The sequence below is a fragment of the Pseudoalteromonas sp. KG3 genome, from assembly GCF_030436385.1.
Lineage (GTDB): Bacteria > Pseudomonadota > Gammaproteobacteria > Enterobacterales > Alteromonadaceae > Pseudoalteromonas > Pseudoalteromonas prydzensis.
This window is the reverse complement of the sequence record NZ_CP098523.1, coordinates 2,583,642-2,607,681: the sequence shown is the minus strand read 5'-3', so window position 1 is coordinate 2,607,681 and position 24,040 is coordinate 2,583,642. Positions and strand designations below refer to the sequence as shown.

Genomic DNA, 24,040 nt, shown 5'->3' with positions numbered 1-24,040 from the left:
TCTATTTCACCGTCACTCAGCCTAGATAGGGTAACTTGCCATAAAACCAGTAAGTTTGGAATTAATAGTTGAGCTAAACTCGTTTCACACCATTGTTGGTCGCATTTTATAATACTGAATACAGCCTAACTGAGCAGCATTGGTCAATAAGATCATCACAAAGGTCAAAACATGAGAAGTACTTGGTGTTGCCATCACAAGTTCAGCCAGCAAACCGCATACGCCGGCTACAAATTGCAAACTAAAATAGCGTGCACTCAAATTGCTAATATCGCCGCTTTTTAAGGTTTTGTAAGTTTGCGGCATAACCCGTATTGAGCTCATCACTAATCCTACAAAAGTTAAGCCATTCAATACTGTTGGCGTGTCTAAGTGGGGCGTGAGTAATAATAAAAATGGCAACAACGAAAAACCAAGCATGCCGGCTAACAGTAAACGCTCTTGCTGTTTGGCGTTATAACGTGCGAAGTAATATAAAATTAAGCCGCTCAGCATACCCGTCACCACAAAAGGCAATACCATGTAAAAACGTTCAAAGTACAAGTTATAAGCAATAAAGTATGTACTTTGTGCAACACCAAACGTCATCATCAACAAAGAGACCCCCGACACACTGCGGTTTTTACGGATCTTTTTTAGCAATGGAAAAAAGCTAAATGCTAAAATAAATGATGAAATAATCGGCAGATAATGCGCCAAAGCAAACCTCGCTAGTTACAAAATAGTTAACACGTTAGCAGCTTATAAAAACACAGTTAAAACAAAGTAAACCACTGTTTTTAAATAGCTTTAATTGAGCGCGGCATTGTAGAGAATGCTACATAAAAGGCAATCTTAGCAGCAATATAGAGAGTCGATTATTGGCAAGTTTTTAATACAGCGAATTTACAGTGTTGCACATCACCATGCTGCACTTTAATAAGTGCATAAAAACCATTAGATTAGAACGTGAACAAGCTCAATTGTTCACGCTCGCAAGTAAATTAGAGTGAATAATAAAACCCGAGCCACCCTCTGAGTTCATCATCAAAGCTATCACCTTCAACCCTGACCAAACCAAAATCAAGTTTTACATCATTTAAACCCGCGGGGCCTAAACCAAAGCTAAATGGTCCTTGCCACTTAATACCATAGCTTTGTCCGTAAACCTGTTGATCAATTTGGTGCTGTTGATAATAAAGCCATGGCATTCCCTCTTCCCAGCTAATACCGCCGCCATAACCTTGATAACGCTTGCCGATGGCGCTGTAAAACGGTAACTCAGGAGCAAATACATAATCACTACGAACATTCTTTGATAATAACGAAGAGCTAAAACCACCTAATATCAGGTCGATATCATCTCGATATTGCTGACTATAATTTGCATACATAGGTATCGCCCACGCTTTACCAAATAACTGCGCAGCCACATCGTACCCTTGCCAGCTTTGTGCATCACTATCACCACTATACCAGCGCGCATTGACAGCTTGACCTATGGCATAGTCTTGCTGGTCATATTGCCACGATTGCTTCAGGCCGACTCTAAGCCACTGTGAACTATGCTCTTGATTGCTATTTGCATTATCTATGTCTGAGTAGTTATAAGCCAATTCTGGCTGTATTTTAAATTCCCCAAAGCGCAGTGGTAAACTCGCAGCAAGGTAACCACCTTGTACTGACTGTTCATTTAACAAGCTACGCTGATATTGCTTACTCGCATCTAAATCATAAGAGAACAACTGACTGTCAAATTTAACGGCCAGCGCGCTATAGCGCGCTTGGGCATAAATGCCTTTTAACGCGGTGTCATGTAAATCAATGCTGTAACCTAACTGCCAATCAAGCTGCTTGAGTAAATCACTGCCTTTGATGCTCGCACTCAGTACAGCAGCCGAAGCAGAGTGATACTGCTCACCTAATGCAAACGTTGCTTTTTGCTGCCATATATCATAACGCGTTTGCTCCCCTATAGGTTGTTGATATACTTTCGCTTGCGGTAAAGTGTGCTGATTGACTAGCAATAGTGGCGCAATGCTCGTAGTGGCAAATTCGGTCACTTCTTCAATGCCGTTCATTTGCAACTTCATAATATCAGGGCCATCACTACTGATTGAAAAATACAGTAATTCGTCTGCTTTGAATGGCAAAGGATTCGCCACCGCTTGCTGACCTTGAGTTAGCTTATACAAACGCTGCGCGGTTAAATCATAACGATAAATATCGGTTGCCCCCGCAAGGCCGGCAACAAAATAAAGCAGCTTACCATCTGCACTCCAACTTGGCTGTGATAAATATTGATATCCTTTAGGCATCGGTACGGCAATTGATTTTTGCCCATTTAGATCTTGTATATACAACTGCCAGTTATGATTAAACTCAGTTTTAAGAAACGCCAGTTGCTGCTGATCAGGGCTAATTATTGGGTAGTCATAAACCGTTGCTAAGCTTTTTTCGAATAATGGCTGGCTTTGCCCTGTTTGCAAGTCAACCCGTACTAACTCAGAGTAGCCGCCTTTCACTTGTTCAGCATAGAGGGCTTGCCCGTCATCTGTGATAGTAAAACGCCTCAATCCAGCTGATTCAGTAAGTTGGGTAACTTCACCAGTTTTCGTATGCCAGCTAAATATGTCAGACAGTCGCTGATGATCAATATGATCAACTCTGCTATAAGCTGAAAAATACAGCACATCATCATTGAGCCATTGTGGGTTTTGGATACCCGCACGGTTGATTTGATTCAATACTTGCTTTTGCTTGCGCTTAAATACTTGTGGTGGCTTATCCGCAATATCTTTAGGGTCATCGGCTAGTAACGCTTGCTGTGTTTTTTGAAACTCTTCAGCGGCCTTGAGGTTATCTTCCGTGCTATACAAAGATAACTGCGTTTTACCGTCTTTATCGCGTTCCACCACCGCAAGTTGTTCGTTATTTGCTGATAAAGTCGGATTGCTTGCATATAGATTTAACGCTAACCAAAGCTCACTAGTGAGTGACTGTTCACTCTGCTCTTTACTCATAGCTTGATAGGTATACTCAGCAATAAAGCGCCTGTAGAGCTTGCTTGCAGAATCCCCAAACACACCTGTAAAAGCTTCATCAAAGTCGCGTTGCTTAACCCCTTGCATGCGCGTCCATACCGCATCAAGGGTTTGCTCTGAATAGGTTTTTTCTAACCAAGCTAAAAATCGAGCGCCCATTAAATACGCCATAGACCCGGCCAAATAGCCACCATCGCTACTGTTTAACTTCTCATAACTGGGTAATGCCCCTTGCTGAGCAAATTCAGTTAGAATTGCTTCGCTGTAATTATCAAACAACCGCCCACGGCCAGTCATTTTTGATTCGAGTAGTGTCGCGTAGCCTTCTGCTGCCCAACGCGGCATCTCACTATATGTTATGTCGTATAAATCCCAAGTATTCCTAAGCTCTTGCCGCCAGTTACTGCGGGTTGGCTGGGCTAAGTGTACTAGATGAATATATTCATGCAGGACAAGTAGTTGCTGCCAACCGCTATTATTAGATACCACTGTATCTGACTGTGGGGGCGTAGTAAAAAGCGCCATTAGCGGCTTATTAGAGACAGGTAAAGCAAAACCATTGGCTGCATTAAGTGGGTCAAACACCACCACATCCACCGTTTCATCTAAAGCACGATTTTGTTGCTCAAGCACTTTGCTTCGTACTATTTCTAGTTCATTGGCAGCAGATCGCGCCCAATCAGCGTTTTCTTGGCTGTAATGCACATTAAAATGTTCAGTATGTATGGTTTGCCACTGAACCGTGGCTTTTGCATGTGCGGATAATAACAGCGCTGTAGCGAGTAAGGTTTTTTTCATCATAATCCCTGATTTTATTATTAATACTCATATCACTATTATTGCCATAACTGAGCTGAAAAAGAGAGTGCAAAAATGTAAGAAAACGTGAGTGCTCAAGCTGGCATCAGCAAAACAATGCCAGCTTTAGGTTATTAATGAGAAGAATTACATCCAGCTGCGTTGCTCAAATTCAGCCTGATACAAAGTAAAGTCGATAACCTCATTGGCTTGCGCTGTTTTCAGATAGGGTAGATAAACCGTGTCCGAAGCAAGTTGTATAGACAAGCTTTTTAAACCGCCTTTACGCATAAAGTAAGTGCTAATACTGCGAGTACTTTGGGCTTTATATAATTCAAATACACGATATTGCACACTCACCATGCCGCTGCGGAAAACACCATAAAAACGGCCTTCGTGCTGATAAAAGTGATAACCATAGCGACTATACGATAAATACACTAAACCACTTAAAAGCAGCAAACTCAGCAGCGCATACACAGGTGTTAACATATCACCAAGTACGCTTAGTACGGCAAAAACCAAGCTTGGTAGCAAGGCATAAAAAAGCCAATTTTTAATTAGCAATGCTTTTTCAACCCCTTTAAAGTTCAGAGTTTTCAGATCAAGCCAAGGATATAGCCATTGGCACACTTGATTAACCTGCTCAGTATCCAATACTGGCATAACTAAACTTTGCTTGCTTTTCGCAGCAGCAAAGCCGCCACTTGAGGCCTGAAAACACTGCACAGTGTAACGCTTTAATAAACGTGCAATTAAATTTTGCTTAATGGTTATCGATTGTACTTTATCTAGGCTCACTGATAACTGATGCCGTTCTAAAAGCCCTGCAATACGTTTAAATTTTCCAGCTTGAAAATAAAGCTGATAATTATAAAAACGAATTAACGACATCAATACCGATAGCAAAACCGCAATCAATACAATTAGCACAAGTATTGAAAAAACAGCGAGTGCAGCCGCATCAACCAATATACCTACTTGTTGCTGATAGAAGGACTCTAAACGATTGATCACTGCTGTTTCTAGAAATTCAAACACCACGTTCATAATAGGCGCAAGCGCTGCCAATGCTAAAATAGCCATGTTCGACATCAAGCCAAACTTTGCCACCTCTTTATTACTCAACGTTAAACACTGTTGCGGCTCAGTACTTTCTAAATCATCTGTCTGCTGTTTTGCATAAGCTTGTTGTTGCTGAGTTGCTTTATAGGCTAATACTTGTTCACGCAGCTGCTCTGCATACTGGGTTGTTACGCCTGGCAATACAGCTTCTTGGCTGGTGCTGCCCGCCGCATCAAAAATACAATTAACTAAGCTTAACGGTTTAAAGTAAAATGGTTCAGCAATATTAACGTTCTGCACTCTTAAAAAGTTAAGCGTTAAACGCTCTTTTTTGAACACCCCTTTATTAAGTAAAATGTCATGCTCATCGGTGATACAAAAGCGAAAGTTCAGGTAATAAGCGAACGAATAAATTAATAACGCGACAACCGCAACTGCTATGGCTATTTGCCCCCAGAACAACTTATTTTCAACCTGAGTTACAAACACAATCATAATAGGTAACAGGTTAAATACGCCGTCTTTCACAAACCGAAAAGCAAAATGCACAATAAAATAAACCAACGCCCACGGCGAGACGCGTTGCCAGTTTAGCTTATCCATTTAACGACTCATCTGGCGCTAATGGATGATCATCGGTTTGAGTACTTGTATTATTAACGACTTGTCCTCGTTCAATGTACTTCTGCACAAACTGACGAATATTTTTGCAATCATCATGGCTTAAACCACCAATATTAAGATCGGCACTCATGCCACCAGCACTGTACAAACGCAAGCTTGCTAAGCCCATTTTTCGCTCTAACGGACCGCGATGTATTTCTGTATGTTGTACCCGTGAAAACGGTAATATAGTGACTTGCTGCCATATAACCCCTTTACGATAAGCAATATCATGCTCTCGCATCGCAATCCCTTTGAGTCGAATACTGGCAACATTATAAAGTAAAGAGGTAGCTAAAATGGTTGGTAAAGCAATCAATAACGGTGTTTGCGCAACTTCCGCAAAGCCTTTATTAAAAAAGCAAATTGCCGCGAGCACCGCCATCAATGGAATATAAAATAACAGCCAATTAAGCTGTGCGTGCAGTAGAGCCTTTGCCGCAAGCGGTTTAAAAATGATTTGTTGGTGTTGGGGTAACACGTCTAGTTGCTGGTTTTCGAACACTTTGATTCCTTAAAAGCCAAGGTATTGATACGTTGGCTTAGATTTGTAATGCCGCTATAACCGATTTATTAAACCCAACGAATTGTGGTTGTTAAGGTGTGGCTTTCACCTGGTGCTACAACTGCACTGTCATCCATAACATTCGCCGCTTCCAAGCACAGCATTGTATGGTATTCGTCATCTGCAAAATTAGATAAACGTTTTGACTTATCAATCCATGGGTTCCAAAGCACACACGAGCTTGAGTTTTCACGACCAACTTCAATGATGCCATCAGGTGTGATGATACGCTGCATATTTGCTGCTTGGGTATAAACCATGTCCGTTTCGCGAGCAAAACCAACTAATTCATTTTGCTCAAATGGCCCCTCGCCAAACTCAATGTATTGTGACCCCTGCAGGCCATCTACTTGCGTTTCTGTGATCGCAGGGGTTGGAAAATAGGTATGTAGTGCTTGCGTAAACGTTATAGTTTGATTACTTAAATTTGTTGTTGTTAAACGCACTTCCAGTTTAGTTGTGAGCACAAACTCTACTTTTAGTTTTGATTTATGCGGCCAATAAGTTTCATCCACCAGAGTCATCGGCAAGGTTAAGCTAACGTTGATCTGCTCATCTTGCTCTGTTACTTCATCAGCGCGCCACAAACTAGTACGTGCTACACCATGAATTGGCCAATCCGGATTTGGGTTAACGCCAAACCATGGCCAACAAATAGGAATACCACCACGCACGCTTTTACCTTCTTGGTAATCTTCCTCGCTTGATACCCAAATTAAAGGTTTTTTGCCGGCTGGCGTAAACTCGGTGAGTTGTGCGCCCTGCAGAAAAATTTTAGCGCTACAAAACTCGCTTGCAACATTAATATACTCTAAGCCTGAGTCTGTTTGTTCAATGCTTACAGATGGAGATAACTTCATAATACGTCCCATAAAAATGAAAAGCCTAGCCCACCTTACCCAATACCCAGCCTGTTAGTAAGTATTATTTAGTGAGTTTTTATAGCAAATTTATAATTTTTCACTCTGTCACCACCTGTAAGTAAAGTAACTGACAACAACTTTTAATTAAGTAACGATGATCTAAGAAAAATTAATTTCAGCTCAAACAAAATAAAAAACCACCAAACAACTCTGTAAAGCCAATAATACACGGTTAATCGCACTCATCTATTTGAACTCTATTTATTAGATGTGTAATATTTATTGATTGCGATCACGCCTGACTGTACACAGCCGCTAATGAGATAAAAATGAAAAAATATGACGAGTTACTAGTTTCTCTACGTAAAGTGATCCGCGCGATCGATCTGCATTCTAAGCAATTAAATAAAACGTCAGGCCTGACTGGCCCGCAGCTATTAATTATGACCGAAGTAGCTCAAACTGACGGCATTACCGCCAGCCGTATTGCGCAAAATGTTAACTTAAGCCCAGCAACAGTTACCAATATCTTAGATCGCTTAGAAAATCGCAACTTAGTAACCCGGGTACGCAGCCAATTAGATAAGCGCCGCGTGAGTCTGTACCTTACCGATAGTGGCAAAGAGATCTTGCAACACGCACCACAGCCACTTCAAGAGCACTTTATCGAGCAGTTTTCAGCGTTAGAAGAGTGGGAACAAAGCCAACTACTTTCATCTATGCAGCGTATTGCGACTATGATGGACGCACAAAGTATTGATGCCGCCCCTTTGCTAGAAGTAGGTATATTGACTCGTGCTGCCGAAGGTAAAATCGCAGAATAAACCGCCCGTAAATGTCATAGTAAACAAATCATTACCCTACAAGTCTATGACTAGTTAACTTGGGTTAAAGGTACAATTAGTCTATCCTATAGATACTCATACCTAGAATAGCGATTTATCATGCTTAAACTATCAAAGTTAGCTTTCGCGACTATGCTAGGCGCAACAACAAGCGCCTCATACGCTTCAGACATTGAAGCTATGCAAGCTCAACTTAATCAACTGCAGCAGCAAATGCAGCAACTACAATTACAACTTCAAGAAGCACAACAAAAATCCCAGCAACAAGCGCAAAAACAACAGCAGCTTGACACACAAATAGCCAAACAACAGCAAGTAGAACAAAAAGATACTGCAGCGGATAGTCAGGTTACAAAAAAACCGCAAGGTATTCGTGTTGGTGGTGCAGTACGTACCAACTTTAGTCACACTTCATATGATGATGGCAACAAAAACCGAGGTGGCGATTTTGACTTTGACATTTTCCGGGTGAACTTTTCAGGTGATGTTGGCGATGTTACGCTGAATGCCGAAATTCGCTTTTTTGATTATATGACTGCGGTAAAATACGCTTATGCCGCCTATGATTTTGCTGATGACTGGCAAGTACAAGCGGGTATCACAAAAGTTCCTTTTGGTAACTGGCCGTATAATTCACACAACTACTTTTTTGGTACAACCTACTATATCGGCCTTGAAGACGATCATGATTTAGGCGTGCTATTTAAACGCAAAATTGCCGACAATTGGCAACTCGATCTTGGTTTTTTCAAAAATGATGAACTAGGGGGTGTTGACGGTTATGTCGATGATCGCAGTGATCGCTATTCATACGACGTTGTTGGCTTTAGAAATGCCGATGAAGGTATCTATGCCGACCCAGCATCTAAAGGTGAAGATGGAACTTCACTTGGCAATCCAATTGGCGAATACAACACCTTCTCAGGCCGTTATGGTTACCACTTTGAGCACGACAGTGGCACCACTGAACTAGGTGTCTCTGCATTAGCTGGTGGGTTACACGATGGCGTTGACCGTGCAGGTGATTACCATGCGTGGGCAGTGCACCTTAATAGCACAATAGGTGCTTGGAATTTACAACTGCAACATGGTGAGTATCAATATGATATTGATAACGTCAACCGTATGGCAGTCGGCGCATATGGATTTTACGACAGTATTGCTGCCGAAGCGACGATGACTAATGCCAATATCGCTTACAGTGTGCCCGTTGAATGGGGTCCAGTAACAAACCTACAGTTTTACAATGACTACGGGATTATTTACGATAAATCCGATAACAGCGCTGATACTTGGATGAATGTCACAGGAGTGTCCGTCGCAGCGGGTGGCTTATTTACCTATTTCGATTATGTATTTGCTAAAAATCAGCCCTTTGTTGGCGGCTCAGTCGCTGGTGATAGTGATGAAACAGAGCGCCGCTTTAACATCAACGTTGGTTATTATTTTTAATCACCCTCATCACCCAGCCACTATGGTTGGGTGATTTACTTTTGCTACATCACTTTTTTCAAAAATACCACACGAGACATTAGACCCTGAACCTATACAGCCAATTATTAGCAACCTCAAAAACAGCCAACACCAATAGAGTCATGATTTTCAACGGTGATTAAACTCCTCCCCTTCATCAGCTCAAAGTTGGCGCCACAATGTTAGGAAGGCAAGTGCAAGCTAGACTACACTTTAGCGGTGAGTTTGCTGCGCGCTATTTAGCAGGCCCAGGTGCTGGACGTGGCAGTGCATGGCGCCATTTAGTACAATTAATTGACAACATTGAACTTACACAAGCTCAAGAGCAAGCACTGATCGATGGTGCTCGCCAAGCATTTAGCCGTTTTCAACTTTATCAGGCACAAGTCTATTCATGAGTTTAAAGGTAACTTTAGTCACGTATAAAAATGTTGGCTACCAACTGTTAGGGCTCGCCTTGGTTGGACTGGGTATTATTGGCATTGTGTTACCGGTAATGCCCACCACTATTTTTTTCATTTTGGCATTAGCCTGCTTTACTCGCTCATCACCAAAACTCGCGGCTTGGTTACTTAATCACCCTCGCTATGGCGCAACCTTGCGTCATTGGCAGGAACATAAAGTAGTACCGGTAAAAGCAAAATGGTTCGCAGGTACGGGAATGTTATTTGGCTTTATATTATTGCTGCTTTCTTCACCAGCTTGGTGGGTGTTAGTAATGGTAGCCAGCATAGAAATAGCCGTGATGATTTATTTACTCTCTCGCCCTTCAAAACTCATATAAATGTAAAGTTCGTAAATAAAGTTGTTATAGATAATGCAAATGATTACTATATGATAATTATTGCAAGCAACCACATTATTTATGCCGTTAATAAATAAACGAACTTTATACAGCACCAGCCGTGCGTTACATATTTACCTATCAACAGCATTACTGTTTTTACTGATCCTATTTTGTGTCAGCGGCATTGTTCTTAACCATGTAGATTGGCTTGAAGGCGATAAAAGTGACGGCCAGCTAACCGTGCAACTACCTGCCGAGCTAGTCGTCCAAGCTAAAGCCAACTTAGACACCTTACCCACATTATATCCGCAAATAGAAGCTTACTTAGCGACTGAACATGGTTTAACTAAAGTAAAAAGCATTGATTGGGAAAAGGAAGACGCCTTAGTCATGCTCGACTACCCACTGCCAGCAGGCTTTGCGTTTGCTGAACTTGATTTTATCAGTGGTGAGCTAAACCTTGAGTACCAAACAGGGGGCTTATTAAGCTTAATTGGTGACTTGCATAAAGGTCGTCATACCGGCGAAGCATGGAGTTGGGTAATTGATATATCAGCCGTGTTAATGATTTTGTTTGCTATCACCGGAATGATTATTTTATTTCAAAATAGAAAAAAACGCCTAGTAGGAATATGGCTAACAGTGCTTGGGGTCGCGACACCGGCAGTCATTTATCTCTGCTGGGTCCCGCAACTTAAAGGAGTATCTTAATGCTAAAACTTAATACCCTAATTGGTGCTGTTGTTTTATTTACAGCTGCTTTGTTTCAACCTCATGCGAATGCCGCAGAGCTTGAAATTGAACTTACCCTACCAGATTTAGATGTACAACCTTATCACCGCCCCTATGTCGCCGTGTGGCTAGAAACCCCCGAGCGTAAACACGTTACCACAGTGGCATTATGGGTTGAAAAGGCTGAATGGTTTAAAGACTTGCGTCAATGGTGGCGAAAAGCCGGAAAAAGTGACGCTAATTTTGATGGTGTAACCGGCGCCACCAAGCGCCCAGGTACTTACACCATTAACTGGAATGGCACTGACTTAGCAGGCAAAACCGTAGCTGCAGGCAAGTATTTACTTAATTTAGAAGTCGTTCGCGAAGAAGGTGGCCGTGATTACACCCGTGTAGAACTTGATCTAAATAAAGACGGTAAAATGACCATCGAAGGTACAAACGAGTTTTCACAAAGCTTCGTCACTATCAAAACCAAATAACTAGCAAGTAAAACAAAGCTGCAGATTATTTAAATAAGGAAAGATTATGAAAATCAATTTACTTAAAAGCGCGTTTATCGGCGCACTTACTTTCACAGCCCTTGCATCTAGCTATGCCAACGCACACGCACGCTGGTTAGTGCCTTCGCACACCTCTCTTTCAGGTGACAAAGCCCATTATGTGATGATCGATGCCAGTATTTCTAATGAAATTTTTGCGCCAGACAAAGCATACCGCCCAGAGCAAAAAGGCGCAGAATATGATGATAACCTGATCATGGCAATCGGCCCTGATGGCAAGCCTGTTACTGACACCATTCGTGCTTATTACCTACAACGTAAAAATTCTGCGGCAGTTAAGTTAAGCGGCGAAGGTACTTATCATATCTCAATGAGCCAAGAGCCGCGTCTAATGACTTTTTATAAAGATGCTAAAGGCGAACGTGGCCGTGTGTTTGGCCCTAAAAACAGTAAAGATATCCCAGCTGGCGCAACCGATATAAAAACCACAAAATCGATTGCCACTGTAGACACCTTTGTAAGCCGCAATGGCACCTCAAAACCAGCGTTACTTGGTCAAGGCTTAGAAATAAGCGGCCCAACTCACCCTAATGATTTATTTGTTGGTGAACAGGCGCGTTTTCAGTTATTAAAAGACGGTAAACCTGCAGCAAACGTAGAACTTGTCATCTTAAAAGGTGATACACGTTATCGTAACGAACGTGGCGAAGTTAAAGTAACCACAGATAAAGACGGGTTTTTCACTAACACATGGCAACATCCAGGTTTATACCTGATTGAAGCAAGTGTGAGTGAAGATTCATCTGAAAAAGATATCGATAGCGTACGCTATTCGTTATTTACTACCTTAGATGTGGCACCTGAATAGTTAGGTTTATAAACAAGTGGTTAGCGCCTGCTAACCACTTTTAGTTTCACTATTAATTAGCACTATACACTATTTTATAGTCAGCCCACTTCACCGACATAATAAAAATAATTATAAAACAACCACTTAATTTTTGGCTTCAATTTTGCTATTACTAGCTTATATGCAATGTCTTACTAAAAATGAGTGCACAAAAAAATGACTAATAAATCTCTTTCATTACTAACTAAATCACTGCCTATTGCCACCAGCTTACTATTGCTTAGTGGCTGTGTTGTACATATTTCAACAGCAAATGCCAATATACAACAGCAGCAACAACGCTCAATATCAGCAGCACAATTACAGCGCCTCGACATTGAAAGTGAAGCAGGATCAGTTAGAGTTATAGGCTCAAGCACTGCAACCGAAATCACTGTAGATGCGACGATTTATACTGTAAAAAGTGATGACCCTTACATCCTAACTCTTGAACAAAAAAGCGGTAAAGCAGTACTTACAGCCAAAAATAATCAGTCTTCTGGTATGCAGATATATCAAGGTAATTCACCGAGTATTGATTTAGTCGTTACAGTGCCAAGCTCATTTAGTTTAGATATTGAAGATGGCTCCGGTGATATCGATATTAATGGTGTGCAAGGCGATATAGATATTGATGACGGCTCTGGTAGTATTAATATTATTCAGGGCAATCATATTAAAATTGACGATGGCTCTGGTGATATCAACGTACAGAGTATTACTGGCAACCTCAAAATAAGCGATGGCTCTGGCAGTATCACAATTAACAATGCTGCGGGTAATCTAAAAATCGAAGATGGCTCTGGGGATATCAATTTAGTTGATATCACTGGCAGCGTTGATATCGACGATAACTCAGGAAGTATCTCAGCTAAACAACTGGGTAGTTACTTAACAATTGAAGATGACTCTGGCGATGCACTGGCAAAGCGCCTTGGCAATTGGCTTAATGCTGGCACTTTCATCAACCGCCATTGTATTGCAAAGCCTCGAAGAGAAAGGCTGGCTAAAGAATGAAGCCGGACAAAACACCTTCTCGGTGTTGTTGTTCCAAGATATTGCGGTTATTCCCATTCTAGCTTTACTGCCATTGCTTGCATTTGAGCCACCATTAAACGCTACCAGCATGAATCACTCAGTCACCGCAGATTGGCCGGTGTGGGGCCAAGTGACCGCATCAGTTACGGTGATCGCAGCCATTATACTCGCTGGTAAATACATTTCTGCACCGTTATTTAGATACATTGCAGAAACGCGCATGCGCGAGATATTCACTGTGTTTGCGTTATTTTTAGTGGTTGCGATTGCGCTGATCATGCAAAGCGTTGGTCTATCACCTGCGCTGGGCACTTTTTTAGCCGGAGTGGTGCTGGCTGAAAGTGAATTTCGCCATGAGCTAGAGGCCGATATAGAACCTTTTAAAGGCTTGTTGCTTGGCTTATTTTTTGTGGCAGTGGGTGCATCGATTGATTTTGCCTTGTTATTTGATCAATTTGCCATAGTCGCGCTACTTGTTGTTGCGCTGATTTTAGTAAAAGCGGCCGTGCTCTATGCATTAGCACGGATTTTTAAAATCCATCACACCCAGCAACTGCTGTTTACCTTAGCACTTGCACAAGGCGGTGAATTTGCATTTGTACTCCTCACCATGACTAATACATTGCAAATTTTAACCCCTGAACAAAGCAGTTTAACCACTTTGGTGGTGGCTATTTCCATGTTGATCGCGCCATTACTATTAATGCTTTACGACATCCTACAAAAACGTAGCAACACAACAACCAAACCAGATTTTGATCAGCCTGAGCAGATCAGCCCAGCAAAACATGTGATCATCGCCGGCTACGGTCGCTTTGGGCAAATTATAGGACGTTTATTGAGTACCCAAGGTTATGATATCAGCGTGCTCGATCACAGTCCGAGTCAAATTGATTTACTGCGCCGCTTTGGTAACACAGTGCATTATGGTGATGCCGCCCGTAAAGAGCTACTCGAAGCAGCAGGTGCAGAAACTGCGCAACTATTAGTAATTGCGATTGATAATGCCGATAAAACTTTAGAGATAGTCAAACTTGCCCGCAAACACTTTCCTCAGTTAAAAATTGTTGCCCGTGCAATCGATCGTCGCCATGCTTATCAACTACTGCAATTAGAAGTCGATGCCTTTAACCGCGAAACCGTAGATTCAGCTATCAATCTCGGGGTTGAAACGCTAGAGTTATTAGGTAATTCAACGCAAGATGCACAACGTGCTGGGCACTTATTTAGAGAGCATGACAGAGCCTCGGTGCTACAACTAGCCAAGTTATGGGGCGACGATCACAGCTATGGTGTGGCTGTACGCCAACGAACTGAAGATCTAAAACAAGTATTAAACCAAGATAAACAAGCACGCGAATCATTAAATACATGCGATCAAGGCGATTGCGAGGACCACAACAAAGATGCTTAGAATTACTTTAGAACAATGGCGTATGTTTAGAGCCGTTGTAGAGCACGGAGGCTTTAACCAAGCTGCGCAAAAAATTCATAAAAGCCAATCGAGCATTCATAACTCGGTTGGCAAAATTGAAGCCGCATTAGGGGTTAAACTATTTACCATTGCAGGGCGAAAAACCGTGATCACCGAAGCGGGCGAAATGATGCTGCGTCGCGCCAACTACTTGCTCGATGAAGCTGCCAAAATAGAAGCTATTGGCCAGACTCTCAGTGAGGGTATTGAGAGCAAACTGCGTATTGCGGTCGATGAAATTTTCCCGCAAGCGCTACTTTATAAAGTGCTCAATAATACCTCGGCAATGTATCCATTATTACGAATTGAATTGTACGAATCAGTGCTTACTGGCGCGAATGAATTACTAGAGAACACCAGTGCCGATATTGCAATATCGGGGTTCACTGAAAAAGCAGGATTTAGTGAAGAGTTATGTAATATAGAGTTTACTGCTGTGGCGCATCCCGACCATGCCTTACATAGCATCACTCGACCTATCACCCTAGAAGATTTGAAATCACACCGGCAAATTGTAGTGCGTGATTCAGCCTTGCATAATAAGCAAGATGGAGGCTGGTTAGGCGCAGATCAGCGCTGGACAGTCAGCCATATGCGTACTTCAATAGATATGATCAGCAACGGCTTAGGCTTTGCTTGGTTACCTAGCACAGCGATCACCAATCAATTAGCGCAAAATCGGCTCAAGCCCCTAAATCTTAGCCACAATAGTAAGCGTAGCGCTATGCTCCACTTACTCTTTAAAGACGGGGATCGCTTAGGCCCAGCTGCTCGCACATTTATTGGCGAGTTACGCTACCAAGTCATGCAGGCTGAACTAGATTGTTAATTATCGAGGGCTTTAATTCGATTTAATAGAACGAATAGTCCTTTTTAAAGCGATTTTAATCTCTCGTATAAGACTTATACTACTGCTATTAAAATTAGCGTTTAATCAGGAGTTAAGTTATGCACTACATCCGCAAAGCAGACGAGCGCGGGCAAGCAAATCTTGGTTGGCTGCAAAGTAAGCATAGCTTTTCATTTGGCCGTTACCTTGATCCAAAACATATGGGCGTTTCAACCCTTAGAGTAATTAACGAAGATATCGTCAGTCCTGGCCAAGGCTTTGGCACTCACGGCCATCGTGATATGGAAATTATCTCTTATGTCATTTCCGGCGCCCTAAAGCATAAAGACAGCACAGGTAATGAATATATTGTGCCCGCAGGAGACATTCAACGAATGAGCGCAGGCAGCGGCATAATGCACAGTGAATACAATGCTTCAAACTCAGCAGCGGCGCATTTTTTACAAATTTGGATCCAACCTAAACTGCTCGGTATCACACCAAGTTATCAACAAAAAAGCATTATTCAAACGGCGCCACTCACTCCATTAGTTACACCTAATGGCGAACAAGGCAGCGTTAGTATAAATCAAGATGCCAGTTTATATCGTTTACAACTGACGGCTGGGCAAACATATAACTTGCAAACCAGTAACCGTAAAGGGTACTTTCATGTTATCTCAGGCTCTGCTGACGCGAATACTGATACCTTTAGCTCAGGAGATGCATTTGCCTTAAGCTTTGATCAGCAAGTAACACTCACAGCTAAAGATCAGCTAGAGGCGTTATGGTTTGATTTACCAGCCTAAGTAAGGAAATAAATGACAGTAACAACCTTAGTGATCATTGCTTTTGTTGTATTACTCACTGGCGTATCTAAATCAGGGTTTGCCGGAGCGCTTGGGGTGTTTGCAGTGCCATTGTTGCTGTTAGTAATGCCCCCTGTTGCTGCAATAGGCTTAATGCTCCCAGTACTTATCGTTGCCGACATTTTTAGTCTAAAAAGCTACTGGCGACAATGGCATACTCAGCAACTAAAACGCTTATTGCCGGGTTTGCTAACCGGTGTGTTAATCGCTCACGCTTTAATTGGCTGGCTCGATGCCGAAGTAATAAAAACAGCCATCGCCATTTTATGTATTGTGTTTGCGATCCGTAGCTTAGCATTTAGTCAATTTACTGCAAATGCTATAAATAGCCGAATTGGCGCTGCCAGTATGGGCTTTTTAGTTGGCACCACTAGCACGCTAATACATGCAGGCGGGCCACCATTAATCATGTATTTCAGCAGCATAAAACTACCGGCTAAACAGTTTGTAGCGACTGTTGCGATTATTTTTGCGATGATGAATGCCATTAAGCTAATTGGCTTTATTAGCCTTGGTTTAATTGAAGTAAAGTGGGCATTAATCGCACTTGCCAGCCTACCAATTGCTTTTTTGGGTAACCGCTTAGGAATTTGGCTACAAGGTAAGCTCAATACCACGCAGTTTCTGAACGTTATGAATTTCCTGCTACTGCTCCTAGGGATTTGGTTATTAGCCATGTGATCTGGCTAGTTAAATAATTCACGCTCAGGTAAACTCACCTAACATACGCTATTTGAGATTCCACTTTGCTAGATAACCGGCCACTTCGCAAACCCTTCTCTGTACTGGTTGTTATTTATAAAGAAAATAAAGATTGTTTACTAATTCAACGTACCGATGACGCTAGTTTTTGGCAATCAGTCACCGGTGGTATTGATGAAGGTGAAACACCTATCACAACTGCGTATCGAGAGCTTTTAGAAGAAACAGGAATAGATGCTCATGCCCTTGGTTTAACCATTCATGACCATCAAAAAACCAATCAATATACGATTAGAGAGTCATGGCGACATCGCTATCAAGCCAACGCATTAATTAATACCGAATATGTTTTTAGCGTTTGCGTACCCGATGATATCACCATCACTTTAGATCCGAATGAGCACACAGATTTTATTTGGCTAACACAGCAACAAGCGGCCGCTAAAGCATGGTCGCCAAGTAATCGCGATGCAATACTGGCGTTATAATGCCTCACCTATTTTGAGCTCAGCCCTAAGCAGCTCAAAAACGATAGGCATCTGCACCAAATAAACGATTACTCGGCTTTAGCGCAAAAAGTTGTAAATTGGCTTTGAGAATTTTCAAAGTCATGTTTTTTAGCCAACTCCCAAGGGCGTTCACATTGCTGTGTTTTACCACACCACTGATAGCCCGCTGACGCCTTGCAACCATGTTCGTCAACATCACTTCCAACCGATTTAGGCGCAGGCTCACTGCAGGCAGCAAGCAACACACTTAAGCTAATTAACAATATCTTCGCCATCCTATATTCCTTATAAAAAATAAATTTAACTGATGTAGCCAACAATTATTACTAGCAACAGACAGTGGAAATTGTAGTTAAAAATTACCCACAAGGACGAATAATTCTGTAAATTTTCAAACTTATCAGCCATAGTAAAGCATCTAATTTAATCGAAAAAGTATGCCTTATGAATAGTGAGTTTTTTTCCAAACAATTTGAGTCTGTTTGGTTATTGATCCAATCAATGCTTAGCCAACAAGCAACCTATCTGCAATTATTGGTGATCATTACCAGCTATGCTGCTGCCTACTGGATTTATTCAAAAACAATTAAGCAGCGCGTTGATAAGCACACTAAAGTGGCGTCTGATCACCCAATAAACATTATGCTGTTTCGACTCAGCAATATTGTTTACCCACTAGTAGCGATTATTTTATTAAAGATATTTACCGCTATTGGCATCACTGCTGACTTTCAAGTGTGGTTAATGAATACCGCGCTCAACATTGCCATACTACTGTTTGCTTACTCAATTATTAAAGAGTTTGTTAGCAACCCCTTTATGTCAGCGCTGTTTAAATTGGTTGGCCTGCCCGTTTTACTGTTGCATTTACTGGGCTTTTTGCCTGCATTTATAAAAACCCTTGAAGCAGTTTCCATTAATTTGGGCAATATCCAAGTCAGTTTATATGGACTCACTCGGGTATTATTTTTTGGCGCTATTTTATTTTGGTTAGGCCGCGCTTCCAGTAATGTTGGTAAAGTTATTATTCGTAACCAGCAAACGCTGGATATCAGCACCCGTGAAGTGTTTACCAAACTCTTTGAAGTAGGCTTATTTTGCGTCATCGCATTATTACTGCTTAATATTATGGGCGTTAACCTCACCGCCCTTGCTGTGTTTGGCGGTGCATTGGGGGTTGGCCTAGGTTTAGGGTTGCAATCAATTGCCTCTAACTTTATTTCTGGCATCATTATTTTACTCGATAAGTCACTCACCATTGGCGACTTTGTTGAGTTAGAGAACGGTAAAAGTGGCTTTGTTAGAGAGTTCAAAATGCGTCATGCAATTTTAGAAACTTACGATGGCAAAGACATACTGGTTCCCAACGAAACCTTTATTTCATCGCTGTTGACCAACTGGACTCATAAAGATCCAAAACAGCGCTACCGAGTTGACTTTAGTGTGGCATACGCCACTGATGTTAGAGCCATGGTAGAAATAATTAAAGAGGCAGTTGCCCAGCACCCACAAGTTATTAGCGGCCCTGAGATACCATTTGAAGAGTGCCCTGACTGTGAAATAGATAGCTTTGGCGACAATGGCATCAATATGTTTGTGGAATTTTGGATGCAAGGAATTGATGACGGTAAAAATCGGGTCGGTGGCGACTTGTTATTAATTATCCTAGAAACCCTTAAAGCCCATGATATTGCAATACCATTCCCGCAACGCGAAGTTAGAGTGCTTAATGAGGGTTTTGTTAGTAAGATTTAAACTAAGCGGTGTACATACACCGCTTATTCTATTTTTTACCCTTCTTTTTATCTTTTTGTAGCTTGTCAGGCACCACTTCATCAACTTTCTCATCGACGGCATCCGCAGCTTTATCTTTGAGTGTATCATTACGGCCAGTTGCTTTATCAATCGCTTTTCCAGCAACACCTTTATCTGGTAGCGCATTTTCTACCGCTTTTCCTGCGCTATCTTTCGCGGCTTCCGCCGGATTACAACGACCGCCAACACCAACGGCGGCTTTCGTAGCTGCGCTCTTTACTGCTTTTCCTGCGGTGCACTCAGGGTCAACAACTCCCGCTGTAACCGCAAATGGTAATAATAGAATGATTGCTAAACTAAACCTTTTCATACTGTATATCCTTGCTATACCCAACCCTAATGATTAGGTATAGCACATGGATAAATAGCCTGCGAAGTAAGCACTGTATTTTTCCTATAAATACTTTAACCATGGTTTTTTAGCGACCCGTTTATAGTCGCTAAATGCTTTAGTTGGCCAATATAAAGCAACTGCTAAAACCACCGAGATAAGCCACACCCAAGTAATATCATTAACACCAAAATAGCTGCCCTGATTGGTACCCCAAATAGCATTACCCACAGTGTATAAAATCAATAAAACGTAAAGGTGAAGAATATAAAAGAACATAGGTACTGAGCCATATACCCTTAAGGCATTGCTAAAGCGATTTAACGGACGCTCAAATAACCACAGGCCAAAAAACATTACTGCTAAAGTGATCAATAAAAAGCTCAATGAGGGCGGGTATTTAGTCACGTTAAATAGCGACATAGCCGTTTGCGCTGTGCTTGAAAATTGCTGCCAAGGCAAGGTTTCGCCATAGATATTTAAGCCGCGTAAAATTGCAAATAATGCGACACACGCCAAACCTAAACCAATTAACCACTGTTTGCGATCATCGCTGTCACGAGTGTGTGCATACAGCGGGCCTGCGCAATAGCCAAGTAATATTACGCCAATCCAAGGCAGCACTGGATAGCTGATTTTTACATCGATTAAACCACCTTGAGAGATATAGCCACGGTCATGCAATATTGTCCATAAGGTATAACCCCACTGTTCTGGATTAAAGCTAATTGGTGTAAGTAAATTATGGCCAAAAACGATCAATAGCCCCAATGCTAACAATAGTCGTTGCGGCAAATTAATAAGTAACGCTAAAGTAAGCATGCACAAACCAATTGCCCACATCACTTGCAGCCAAATAGTATGAAAATAACCCATCTACGAAAAACAAATTATGGTTACTTCAAGAGCAATTAAAAACAACCCGCGCTTAATTAAAAAGCTCCGCGCTGAACGAGCTACCCCGTTAGCTGGGTGGCTATAAAGCCACGCCGAAAGCCCAGTTAAAAAGATGAAGGTCGGCGCACAAAAATGTGCAGCAAAGCGACTCCAAAAAAGCCCTGGGCTGGTTGTATCTACATCCATAGGATCAGACACCTGCATATGCAAGAAGAATCGCTCTCGCACATGATCAAGTAGCATAAGTAAGATAACCACACCACGCATAATATCGATACTGTGAATGCGAGCTTTCAGTTGCTTAGAAGTCATAAGTTAAACCTAGCTTAAACTGTGTTGGTGCGCCTGGGTATGCCCATAAGGCATTGTAACTGCTGGCAATGTACGTTTCGTCAAAAATGTTATCAAGATTAAGCGATACAGCCATGCGCTGCGTCGCTTGCCATTTAGCAAATAAACCGACTAACTGGTAGCTTGGTAAACGAAACGTTAAATCAGCAGGGTCACCTAAGCGATCAGAAATATATTGGTAATGACCACCAATAGTAACGTCTTGGTCAAATACACGAGTATCGTGCTTTAGCGACACAGATAAGTTATTTTTTGGCACATTAACTAACGGGCTGCCTTTTGGAATTGGCACTAACCAATCAACATTCACAACATCATTTGCTGTTTCAGCTTTTACGTAGGCGTATGAGATTGTGTATTCAGTATTAGCTCCTAAACTGCCAGTTACATCAACTTCCACACCTTTACTGGTCGCTTTACCTACAGGTGCGGAATAGCCAACGTTCACCGGATCGGCCACTAGCATATTGCTTTTGCTGGCATCAAATAGTGCAATCGTACCGCTGATATCATCAAAGCCAAATTTCAAACCCACTTCAAACGAGTCACTTTCTTCAAAACCAAACGGTTCACCTTGCGCATCAGTACCGCTTAATGGCAAAAAACCTTCCGAATAACTGGTATAAAGATTAATCGCATCGTTTAGCTCATACACCATACCAAAGCGAGGGCTGATTCTGTTTTCTTTACTATTTGAGGCAACACCTGACTTAGTTTCAAAAATATCTTGCTCAATTTCATCAAAACGCAAACCTACCATTACCTTAAAGCGCTCAGTAATATCGAGTTGGTCTTGCATGTAGATACCGTATGCATTTTGCTCTTCGTTGTTTTCATACTGCATTTCAACATCAGGGCCTTGCTCGGTACCGTAATCTGGTTCATAGATATCAATCGTGTAGGTGCCTTTGCCACCACGGTAGCGATAAAGTCCAGTACGCAGTTCATAGTCATAAGCATCAGCCCCCACTAAAACATGATTAGTAATACCCGCCAGTTCAAAGTGACCACTTAATTCAAAACGCAGCGATAAATCATCAGACTTGTAATCGCGATAGCGATGCTGACGCGTTAAAGTTCTGCCATCATCAAACAATGACTGACGAGAGGGTGATAATTCGGCATCCGACGAATAGCCTGTGAGTGTGGCTGTGCGATAGCTACTACCAAGTAAAAGCGACCAATCACGATCAAAATCGTAGCTATAATTAAGTTGATGACCCCGAGAGTGTACTTTAGTTGGTGCATCATTCGGATTGCCTAAAAAACGATTTTCAGGCACGGTATTAAAATCATTATTAAGAACTACAATGCCGCGGTCATACATTTGTTGTTGATCAACATACTCAAATTCATAGGTTAATGATGACTTGTCGTTCAGTTGATAATAAAGCGAAGGCGTGATCACAAACTTATCGTGGTGCACATAATCTCTAAAACTGTCACTATCTTGCCATGCCCCGTTAACTCGAAACGCGATATCATCAGTAAGGCCGTTGGTATAATCACTTTGTACACGCTTATGATTGTCACTACCAAGCTCAGCTTTTAGTTGGCCTTGCTGATAAAACTGTGGCTTTTTAGTAATAATGTTGATTGTGCCACCAGGCTCAGAACGACCATATAAAGCCGAGCCAGGACCTTTAAGCACCTCAATATATTCGATATTTGACACGTCCCGTGGACCCGCAAATCCTCTACCACCACTAAAGCCATTGATTAAGTAACCCGACGGCATATTTTCATTACCTGACAAACCGCGAATAGAATAACTATCCCACAGTGCACCGCCGTTATTTTTACGAGAAATACTGGCTGAAAAATCCAGCGCATCCCTAAACTTGGTAATACCATTATCAACCATCATTTCTTTACTTAATGTGGTAATTGACTGTGGTAATTCTTTAAGCGGAATATCGCCTCTAAAGGCTTGCTTATGTGCAATGGTGATGGTTTCTATATCTGACTCAGAGGCAGCAGAGCCGAAAGAAATTGCTAAAAATGCGAAAGTTAATGCTGAGTACTTCATGATCCACTTTTAATAGTTGCTAGGTTTGCTTGGATATAATATAACATATTATAACAACAATGATATACTATAACGTTTAATTTAAACAAATAAATCTGGCTAAAATTCAAGCTATTAATCATAAGCGGAATACGCTAAAGTTCTATTACTGAGCAATATTTAAGGATAATTATGAAAACTATCGTGTACTGCGCCAGCTTAATTTTTTCATTTGCTGCTTTTTCACAAAGCAATGATATTTCAGACAAAAGGCCCATAGCAGACATTCAAGCTCAGTACCTAGATCAGCAAGGTGTTTGGCAGCGTCTACAAAAAATACCTAACCATGAATACCCGCTAGAATTATTAAATATTCAGGGTAAAGGGTGTGCAGAAACCAGCTTTGTTATTTCAAAAAGCGGCACAGTGAAAGATATAAAAATAAATAATACCGACCCAATACGCTATGGCCGTCAGTTACAAACAGCTACCCGACAACTTGTTCGTAAATGGCATTGGCCTGAGCAAGAGCAACAGGTTAATCTCACTATGCGGTTTGATTATTGCTTTGATAGCGACCTTACTCGTGATGAAATAATTAACTACTGCATCAAACAATCTGAGCAAGTGTGTAGTTAACTCATTTATTTTGATCAGTATATTGAGCCTAAGGCCTGTATTGCCTACAATGGCGCACAATCTATTCAATGCAGATCACAATTATGACTGATACCAATAAACCAGAATTACCCGATCAACTTTCGATCAACCCACGCAGCAAGTTTTATGTAGAAGACGTATTTGAACATGAAATAGGCATAACCCTTAACGGCAAAGAACGTTTTGACGTTGAAGAGTATTGCATTAGTGAAGGGTGGATCAAAGTAGCCGCACCTAAAGCGCTAGACCGTCGCGGCCAGCCACTACTTATGAAAGTAAAAGGCACAGTAGAAGCGTTTTATAAGTAAGCTAACTGTTTACTGTAAATGAAAAAGCCGACTGAGTCGGCTT

General features: G+C 41.7%; 23 protein-coding genes and 2 pseudogenes. 16 read left to right on the top strand and 9 right to left on the bottom strand.

The annotated features are described in order from the left end of the window. Nucleotides 1–84: 84 nt before the first annotated feature. The 5 genes from NDQ71_RS12405 to NDQ71_RS12385 all read right to left on the bottom strand — a co-directional run bounded on the left by NDQ71_RS12405 (nucleotide 85) and on the right by NDQ71_RS12385 (nucleotide 6,974). Nucleotides 85–699 (bottom strand): PQ-loop domain-containing transporter, encoded by a 615-nt coding sequence (locus NDQ71_RS12405; protein ID WP_192541921.1) that lies wholly within the window; start codon nucleotides 697–699, stop codon nucleotides 85–87. Nucleotides 700–983: 284 nt separating this feature from the next. Next, nucleotides 984–3,821, bottom strand: a complete 2,838-nt coding sequence (locus tag NDQ71_RS12400; protein WP_192541927.1) for a PD40 domain-containing protein — start codon at nucleotides 3,819–3,821, stop codon at nucleotides 984–986. A gap of 147 nt (nucleotides 3,822–3,968) precedes the next feature. Continuing rightward, the gene (locus NDQ71_RS12395; protein ID WP_192541920.1) at nucleotides 3,969–5,489 is read right to left on the bottom strand and encodes a PH domain-containing protein; all 1,521 of its coding nucleotides are present in this window, start codon (nucleotides 5,487–5,489) and stop codon (nucleotides 3,969–3,971) included. Then, complete coding sequence (locus NDQ71_RS12390) at nucleotides 5,482–6,054, bottom strand: PH domain-containing protein (RefSeq protein WP_192541919.1); 573 nt, start codon at nucleotides 6,052–6,054, stop codon at nucleotides 5,482–5,484. Before NDQ71_RS12390 ends, NDQ71_RS12395 begins: the two co-directional genes overlap by 8 nt. Before the next feature lie 68 nt (nucleotides 6,055–6,122). Further along, nucleotides 6,123–6,974, bottom strand: a complete 852-nt coding sequence (locus NDQ71_RS12385; protein WP_192541918.1) for a D-hexose-6-phosphate mutarotase — start codon at nucleotides 6,972–6,974, stop codon at nucleotides 6,123–6,125. Between the two features lie 332 nt (nucleotides 6,975–7,306). Between NDQ71_RS12385 and NDQ71_RS12380 the strand changes: the two genes are divergently transcribed. The 13 genes and pseudogenes from NDQ71_RS12380 to nudB all read left to right on the top strand — a co-directional run bounded on the left by NDQ71_RS12380 (nucleotide 7,307) and on the right by nudB (nucleotide 17,606). Further along, nucleotides 7,307–7,801, top strand: a complete 495-nt coding sequence (locus NDQ71_RS12380; protein WP_192541917.1) for a MarR family winged helix-turn-helix transcriptional regulator — start codon at nucleotides 7,307–7,309, stop codon at nucleotides 7,799–7,801. A gap of 120 nt (nucleotides 7,802–7,921) precedes the next feature. Beyond that, a complete protein-coding gene (locus tag NDQ71_RS12375; protein WP_192541916.1) occupies nucleotides 7,922–9,274 on the top strand; it encodes a porin in 1,353 nt (450 codons plus the stop codon). A gap of 200 nt (nucleotides 9,275–9,474) precedes the next feature. Continuing rightward, nucleotides 9,475–9,693 carry a biliverdin-producing heme oxygenase gene (locus tag NDQ71_RS12370; protein WP_301561684.1) on the top strand — a complete coding sequence of 73 codons (219 nt, stop codon included), beginning with the start codon at nucleotides 9,475–9,477 and terminating at the stop codon, nucleotides 9,691–9,693. Beyond that, complete coding sequence (locus NDQ71_RS12365; RefSeq protein WP_192541914.1) at nucleotides 9,690–10,079, top strand: YbaN family protein; 390 nt, start codon at nucleotides 9,690–9,692, stop codon at nucleotides 10,077–10,079. The genes NDQ71_RS12370 and NDQ71_RS12365 overlap by 4 nt, the downstream gene beginning before the upstream one ends. An 81-nt stretch (nucleotides 10,080–10,160) precedes the next feature. Further along, nucleotides 10,161–10,793, top strand: coding sequence for a PepSY-associated TM helix domain-containing protein (locus tag NDQ71_RS12360; protein ID WP_064666872.1), 633 nt, complete (start codon nucleotides 10,161–10,163; stop codon nucleotides 10,791–10,793). Further along, a complete protein-coding gene (locus NDQ71_RS12355; RefSeq protein ID WP_064666724.1) occupies nucleotides 10,793–11,296 on the top strand; it encodes a DUF2271 domain-containing protein in 504 nt (167 codons plus the stop codon). The genes NDQ71_RS12360 and NDQ71_RS12355 overlap by 1 nt, the downstream gene beginning before the upstream one ends. A gap of 46 nt (nucleotides 11,297–11,342) precedes the next feature. Continuing rightward, nucleotides 11,343–12,185 carry a DUF4198 domain-containing protein gene (locus NDQ71_RS12350; RefSeq protein ID WP_301561683.1) on the top strand — a complete coding sequence of 281 codons (843 nt, stop codon included), beginning with the start codon at nucleotides 11,343–11,345 and terminating at the stop codon, nucleotides 12,183–12,185. A gap of 198 nt (nucleotides 12,186–12,383) precedes the next feature. Further along, nucleotides 12,384–13,223 carry a DUF4097 family beta strand repeat-containing protein gene (locus tag NDQ71_RS12345; protein ID WP_301561682.1) on the top strand — a complete coding sequence of 280 codons (840 nt, stop codon included), beginning with the start codon at nucleotides 12,384–12,386 and terminating at the stop codon, nucleotides 13,221–13,223. Then, a pseudogene (locus NDQ71_RS12340) lies at nucleotides 13,120–14,658 on the top strand (cation:proton antiporter); the annotation flags it as partial. The gene NDQ71_RS12345 and the pseudogene NDQ71_RS12340, both read left to right, overlap by 104 nt. After that, a complete protein-coding gene (locus NDQ71_RS12335) occupies nucleotides 14,651–15,547 on the top strand; it encodes a LysR family transcriptional regulator (protein WP_192541913.1) in 897 nt (298 codons plus the stop codon). The pseudogene NDQ71_RS12340 and the gene NDQ71_RS12335, both read left to right, overlap by 8 nt. A 119-nt stretch (nucleotides 15,548–15,666) precedes the next feature. After that, a complete protein-coding gene (locus tag NDQ71_RS12330; RefSeq protein ID WP_301561680.1) occupies nucleotides 15,667–16,356 on the top strand; it encodes a pirin family protein in 690 nt (229 codons plus the stop codon). A 12-nt stretch (nucleotides 16,357–16,368) separates the two neighbouring features. Continuing rightward, nucleotides 16,369–17,097 carry a sulfite exporter TauE/SafE family protein gene (locus NDQ71_RS12325; protein WP_192541911.1) on the top strand — a complete coding sequence of 243 codons (729 nt, stop codon included), beginning with the start codon at nucleotides 16,369–16,371 and terminating at the stop codon, nucleotides 17,095–17,097. Nucleotides 17,098–17,162: 65 nt separating this feature from the next. Then, nucleotides 17,163–17,606, top strand: coding sequence for a dihydroneopterin triphosphate diphosphatase (nudB, locus tag NDQ71_RS12320; protein ID WP_192541910.1), 444 nt, complete (start codon nucleotides 17,163–17,165; stop codon nucleotides 17,604–17,606). Nucleotides 17,607–17,674: 68 nt separating this feature from the next. Here the strand turns inward: nudB and NDQ71_RS12315 are convergent, their stop codons facing one another. Continuing rightward, complete coding sequence (locus NDQ71_RS12315; RefSeq protein WP_192541909.1) at nucleotides 17,675–17,902, bottom strand: hypothetical protein; 228 nt, start codon at nucleotides 17,900–17,902, stop codon at nucleotides 17,675–17,677. A gap of 169 nt (nucleotides 17,903–18,071) precedes the next feature. Between NDQ71_RS12315 and NDQ71_RS12310 the strand changes: the two genes are divergently transcribed. Beyond that, complete coding sequence (locus NDQ71_RS12310) at nucleotides 18,072–19,382, top strand: mechanosensitive ion channel family protein (RefSeq protein ID WP_192541908.1); 1,311 nt, start codon at nucleotides 18,072–18,074, stop codon at nucleotides 19,380–19,382. A 28-nt stretch (nucleotides 19,383–19,410) separates the two neighbouring features. Here NDQ71_RS12310 and NDQ71_RS12305 read toward each other — a convergent pair whose 3' ends face one another. From NDQ71_RS12305 to NDQ71_RS12295, 3 genes and pseudogenes are all read right to left on the bottom strand, one after another. Continuing rightward, complete coding sequence (locus NDQ71_RS12305) at nucleotides 19,411–19,752, bottom strand: hypothetical protein (RefSeq protein WP_225736628.1); 342 nt, start codon at nucleotides 19,750–19,752, stop codon at nucleotides 19,411–19,413. Between the two features lie 84 nt (nucleotides 19,753–19,836). Beyond that, a pseudogene (locus NDQ71_RS12300) lies at nucleotides 19,837–20,982 on the bottom strand (DUF1624 domain-containing protein). Continuing rightward, the gene (locus NDQ71_RS12295) at nucleotides 20,972–23,050 is read right to left on the bottom strand and encodes a TonB-dependent siderophore receptor (RefSeq protein WP_192541906.1); all 2,079 of its coding nucleotides are present in this window, start codon (nucleotides 23,048–23,050) and stop codon (nucleotides 20,972–20,974) included. Before NDQ71_RS12295 ends, NDQ71_RS12300 begins: the two are co-directional and overlap by 11 nt. A gap of 171 nt (nucleotides 23,051–23,221) precedes the next feature. On the opposite strand from NDQ71_RS12295, the gene NDQ71_RS12290 reads away from it, so the two are divergent. Beyond that, complete coding sequence (locus NDQ71_RS12290; protein ID WP_192541905.1) at nucleotides 23,222–23,668, top strand: energy transducer TonB; 447 nt, start codon at nucleotides 23,222–23,224, stop codon at nucleotides 23,666–23,668. 83 nt (nucleotides 23,669–23,751) lie between these two features. Next, a complete protein-coding gene (locus NDQ71_RS12285) occupies nucleotides 23,752–23,997 on the top strand; it encodes a DUF3297 family protein (protein WP_192541904.1) in 246 nt (81 codons plus the stop codon). The last annotated feature ends 43 nt before the right edge of the window (nucleotides 23,998–24,040 follow it).

What these genes read in the sequence shown, in the direction of transcription:
- NDQ71_RS12295 (WP_192541906.1), bottom strand. Translation starts at nt 23,050, where the DNA reads ATGAAGTACTCAGCATTAACTTTCGCATTTTTAGCAATTTCTTTCGGC.
- NDQ71_RS12395 (WP_192541920.1), bottom strand. Translation starts at nt 5,489, where the DNA reads ATGGATAAGCTAAACTGGCAACGCGTCTCGCCGTGGGCGTTGGTTTAT.
- NDQ71_RS12350 (WP_301561683.1), top strand. Translation starts at nt 11,343, where the DNA reads ATGAAAATCAATTTACTTAAAAGCGCGTTTATCGGCGCACTTACTTTC.
- NDQ71_RS12365 (WP_192541914.1), top strand. Translation starts at nt 9,690, where the DNA reads ATGAGTTTAAAGGTAACTTTAGTCACGTATAAAAATGTTGGCTACCAA.
- NDQ71_RS12285 (WP_192541904.1), top strand. Translation starts at nt 23,752, where the DNA reads ATGACTGATACCAATAAACCAGAATTACCCGATCAACTTTCGATCAAC.
- NDQ71_RS12370 (WP_301561684.1), top strand. Translation starts at nt 9,475, where the DNA reads ATGTTAGGAAGGCAAGTGCAAGCTAGACTACACTTTAGCGGTGAGTTT.
- NDQ71_RS12400 (WP_192541927.1), bottom strand. Translation starts at nt 3,821, where the DNA reads ATGAAAAAAACCTTACTCGCTACAGCGCTGTTATTATCCGCACATGCA.
- NDQ71_RS12380 (WP_192541917.1), top strand. Translation starts at nt 7,307, where the DNA reads ATGAAAAAATATGACGAGTTACTAGTTTCTCTACGTAAAGTGATCCGC.
- NDQ71_RS12375 (WP_192541916.1), top strand. Translation starts at nt 7,922, where the DNA reads ATGCTTAAACTATCAAAGTTAGCTTTCGCGACTATGCTAGGCGCAACA.
- NDQ71_RS12310 (WP_192541908.1), top strand. Translation starts at nt 18,072, where the DNA reads ATGAATAGTGAGTTTTTTTCCAAACAATTTGAGTCTGTTTGGTTATTG.
- NDQ71_RS12335 (WP_192541913.1), top strand. Translation starts at nt 14,651, where the DNA reads ATGCTTAGAATTACTTTAGAACAATGGCGTATGTTTAGAGCCGTTGTA.
- NDQ71_RS12305 (WP_225736628.1), bottom strand. Translation starts at nt 19,752, where the DNA reads ATGAAAAGGTTTAGTTTAGCAATCATTCTATTATTACCATTTGCGGTT.
- NDQ71_RS12325 (WP_192541911.1), top strand. Translation starts at nt 16,369, where the DNA reads ATGACAGTAACAACCTTAGTGATCATTGCTTTTGTTGTATTACTCACT.
- NDQ71_RS12330 (WP_301561680.1), top strand. Translation starts at nt 15,667, where the DNA reads ATGCACTACATCCGCAAAGCAGACGAGCGCGGGCAAGCAAATCTTGGT.
- NDQ71_RS12355 (WP_064666724.1), top strand. Translation starts at nt 10,793, where the DNA reads ATGCTAAAACTTAATACCCTAATTGGTGCTGTTGTTTTATTTACAGCT.
- NDQ71_RS12315 (WP_192541909.1), bottom strand. Translation starts at nt 17,902, where the DNA reads ATGGCGAAGATATTGTTAATTAGCTTAAGTGTGTTGCTTGCTGCCTGC.
- NDQ71_RS12385 (WP_192541918.1), bottom strand. Translation starts at nt 6,974, where the DNA reads ATGAAGTTATCTCCATCTGTAAGCATTGAACAAACAGACTCAGGCTTA.
- NDQ71_RS12360 (WP_064666872.1), top strand. Translation starts at nt 10,161, where the DNA reads ATGCCGTTAATAAATAAACGAACTTTATACAGCACCAGCCGTGCGTTA.
- NDQ71_RS12290 (WP_192541905.1), top strand. Translation starts at nt 23,222, where the DNA reads ATGAAAACTATCGTGTACTGCGCCAGCTTAATTTTTTCATTTGCTGCT.
- NDQ71_RS12345 (WP_301561682.1), top strand. Translation starts at nt 12,384, where the DNA reads ATGACTAATAAATCTCTTTCATTACTAACTAAATCACTGCCTATTGCC.